The 607-nt window shown below is 50.9% G+C and carries 1 tRNA gene and 1 rRNA gene; both read left to right on the top strand.

From position 1 onward, the window contains the following. Positions 1–293 (top strand): 16S ribosomal RNA (locus A3848_RS28795); the annotation flags it as partial. Between the two features lie 99 nt (positions 294–392). Continuing rightward, positions 393–468, top strand: a tRNA-Ala gene (locus A3848_RS28790). Positions 469–607 lie beyond the last annotated feature (139 nt).

Raw genomic sequence — 607 nt, 5'->3', positions numbered from 1 at the left:
GGGAAGCGAAGCCGCGAGGTGGAGCCAATCCCAGCAAAGCCGGTCTCAGTTCGGATTGCAGGCTGCAACTCGCCTGCATGAAGTCGGAATTGCTAGTAATCGCGGATCAGCATGCCGCGGTGAATACGTTCCCGGGTCTTGTACACACCGCCCGTCACACCACGAGAGTTTACAACACCCGAAGTCGGTGGGGTAACCCGCAAGGGGGCCAGCCGCCGAAGGTGGGGTAGATGATTGGGGTGAAGTCGTAACAAGGTAGCCGTATCGGAAGGTGCGGCTGGATCACCTCCTTTCTATGGGGAATCGTTTCCTGCAATGGAGACATTCAAATCGGAAGCTTGACTTCCAGATACTTAACGCGTATCCATTTGTTCGGTTTTGATGGAATTTGCGGGGCCATAGCTCAGCTGGGAGAGCGCCTGCCTTGCAAGCAGGAGGTCAGCGGTTCGATCCCGCTTGGCTCCACCAACAAACTTCATCAATTTGTTATGTCTAGAATTACAGAAACCTTGATCCTTGAAAACTGGATACCGAAACGAAAATGCGTTTTAGAACATCTTTTAGCTGAAACTTGTGTAAACAAGTTGAAATAGTTATTAGTATGCTG

Origin of the sequence: Paenibacillus sp. P32E (genome assembly GCF_001909085.1) — a bacterium.
Lineage (GTDB): Bacteria > Bacillota > Bacilli > Paenibacillales > Paenibacillaceae > Paenibacillus_AQ > Paenibacillus_AQ helianthi.
This window is presented reverse-complemented; position numbering and strand designations above follow the sequence as displayed.